Raw genomic sequence first — 3,096 nt, forward strand, 5'->3', positions numbered from 1 at the left:
TGAAGCTAGGCACACCAAAGGAAATACTGGACGGTGAGAACCGGGTCGCGATGACGCCCGAGTCCGCTTTGCAGTTGCAGAAACTTGGCTATGACTGCGCCATTGAGAAGGGGGCTGGTCTTGCGGCAGGTTTTTCGGATGCTGCCTATGAAGCTGCAGGGGTTGAGGTTATCAAGACCGCTGCTGCGCTGTGGAAAGACTGCGATATTGTCGCCAAGGTGCGTCAGCCCTCTGAGACCGAGCTGAAGCGTCTGACCAAGGGCAAGACGCTGATCTCGTTCTTCAACCCTGCGGGCAATGAAGACGGGATGGAGCTGGCCAAATCCAAAGGCGCGAATGTCATCGCGATGGAGATGGTGCCGCGTATTTCCCGCGCGCAGAAGATGGACGCGCTGTCGTCGATGGCGAACATCGCGGGCTACCGTGCCGTGATCGAGGCGGGCAACAACTTTGGCCGTTTCTTCACCGGTCAGGTGACAGCGGCGGGTAAAGTACCTCCTGCGAAAGTTCTGATCGTGGGGGCCGGTGTGGCCGGTCTGGCCGCGATCGGGACGTCCACGTCGCTGGGCGCGATCACCTATGCGTTCGACGTGCGCCCCGAAGTGGCCGAGCAGGTCGAGTCGATGGGTGCAGAATTCGTCTATCTGGACTTTGAAGAGCAGCAGCAGGATGGCGCGGCCACTGGCGGGTATGCGTCGGTTCAGTCCGAAGAATTCCGCAACGCGCAGTTGGCCAAGTTCCGTGAACTTGCCCCCGAGATGGACATCGTGATCACCACCGCGCTGATCCCGAACCGCGAAGCGCCCGAGCTTTGGACCAAGGATATGGTCGAAAGCATGAAGCCGGGCTCGGTCATCGTGGACCTAGCGGCGGAAAAAGGCGGCAACTGTAAGCTGACCGTCGCGGATGAGAAGATTGTGACCGACAATGGCGTGACCATCATCGGCTATACCGACTTCCCCAGCCGGATGGCGGCGCAATCGTCGTCTCTGTACGCGACCAACATCCGTCACATGATGACTGACCTGACGCCCGAGAAGGACGGTCAGATCAACCACGACATGGAAGATGACGTGATCCGCGGCTCGACCGTGACCTTTGAGGGTGAGATCACCTTCCCGCCGCCGCCGCCGAAAGTGCAGGCCATCGCGGCGCAGAAGAAGCCCGAGGTCAAGGAACTGACCCCGGAAGAGAAAAAGGCGCAGGAGATTGCGGCGTTCAAGGCGCAGACCAAGCAGCAGTTCACCCTGCTGGGTGTGGGCGGCGCGCTGATGCTGCTGGTGGGTCTGGTCGCTCCGGCCAGCTTCATGCAGCACTTCATCGTGTTCGTGCTGGCCGTGTTCGTTGGCTTCCAGGTGATCTGGGGCGTGGCGCATTCGCTGCACACTCCGCTGATGGCGATCACCAACGCGATCTCGTCGATCATCATTGTTGGGGCGCTTATGCAGATCGGGTCGGGCTCGTTCCTGGTGATCCTGCTGGCGGCGCTGTCGGTCTTTATGGCCGGGATCAACATCTTCGGCGGTTTCCTTGTCACCCGGCGCATGCTCGCCATGTTCCAGAAATCTTAAGGAGGCCGGGTAGATGATTGGCTTCACCACTGCCGCTTATGTTGTTGCGGCTGTCCTATTTATCCTGTCTCTGGGCGGGTTGTCGAACCAGGAAAGCGCCAAGCGCGCCGTCTGGTACGGTATTGTCGGTATGGCGCTGGCGGTCTTTGCCACGCTTGTGGGCCCCGGTTCGGGCCTGTGGTTGCTGTCGCTGCTGCTGATTGCAGGCGGCGGTCTGATCGGGTCCTATGTCGCCAAGCGCGTGCAGATGACCGAGATGCCGCAGCTTGTGGCCGCGATGCACAGCCTCGTGGGTCTGGCGGCTGTGTTTGTGGGCTTCAACGCGCATTTTGAGATCGGCAACGTGGCGCAGGTCATGGCGATTGCGGATGCGGCGAACCAGGCGGACCTGTCGGATCTGGGCGCCTTTGCCAAGCTGATCGCCAAAAAGACGGCGGCCGAGCTGACGATCCTGCATGTGGAACTGTTCCTGGGCATCTTCATCGGTGCGATCACCTTTACCGGTTCGGTCGTGGCCTATGGCAAGCTGGCGGGCAAGGTGACATCGGCGGCGACCAAGCTGCCCGGCGGTCATGCGCTGAACGCGGCGGCGGCGGGTCTCTCGCTGATCTGCCTGATCTGGTACACCGCCTCGGGCGGTCTGTTCCCGCTGATCCTGATGACACTGGCGGCGCTGTTCATCGGCTATCACCTGATCATGGGCATCGGTGGCGCGGACATGCCGGTGGTTGTGTCGATGCTGAACTCGTATTCGGGTTGGGCCGCAGCGGCCATTGGCTTCAGCCTCGGCAACGACCTGCTGATCGTTGTGGGTGCGCTGGTTGGCTCGTCGGGTGCGATCCTGTCCTACATCATGTGTAAGGCGATGAACCGGCACTTTGTCAGCGTGATCCTGGGCGGCTTTGGCGGCACCTCGGGCCCGCAGATGGAAGTCGAGGGCGAGCAGGTTGCCATCGACGCCGATGGCGTTGCCGCAGCTCTGAACGACGCCGACAGCGTGATCATCATTCCGGGCTACGGTATGGCGGTGGCGCAGGCACAGCAGTCGGTCAGTGAACTGGTCCGCAAGCTGCGCGCCAAGGGCAAAGAGGTGCGCTTCGCGATCCACCCTGTTGCCGGTCGTCTGCCGGGTCATATGAACGTGCTGCTGGCCGAGGCCAAGGTGCCCTATGACATCGTGCTGGAGATGGACGAGATCAACGATGACTTCCCGGAAACGGATGTGGCCATCGTGATAGGGTCGAACGACATCGTGAACCCTGCGGCGCAGGAAGATCCCAACAGCCCCATCGCCGGAATGCCGGTTCTGGAATGCTGGAAGGCAAAGCAGGTGTTTGTGTCCAAGCGTGGTCAGGGCACCGGCTATTCGGGCATCGAAAACCCGCTGTTCTTCAAGGAAAACACCCGCATGTTCTATGGCGACGCCAAGCAGTCGCTGGACAAGCTCCTGCCCATGATCGACTGATCCAAAACACATAAAACACAAAAAGGCGCCCAAACGGGCGCCTTTCCGCGTTTCGCGGTA

At 60.8% G+C, this 3,096-nt stretch carries 2 protein-coding genes; both read left to right on the top strand.

Features of this window, described 5'->3' with window-relative positions:
* On the top strand, nt 1-1,571 hold a 1,571-nt coding region (locus ACR0DX_RS22600), incomplete at its 5' end, for a Re/Si-specific NAD(P)(+) transhydrogenase subunit alpha (protein WP_353394998.1).
* Nucleotides 1,572-1,584: 13 nt separating this feature from the next.
* Nucleotides 1,585-3,036: an NAD(P)(+) transhydrogenase (Re/Si-specific) subunit beta gene (locus tag ACR0DX_RS22605; RefSeq protein WP_170352592.1), complete on the top strand. Its 1,452-nt coding sequence runs from the start codon at nt 1,585-1,587 to the stop codon at nt 3,034-3,036.
* The last annotated feature ends 60 nt before the right edge of the window (nt 3,037-3,096 follow it).

This window comes from Ruegeria sp. D3 (assembly GCF_056534465.1).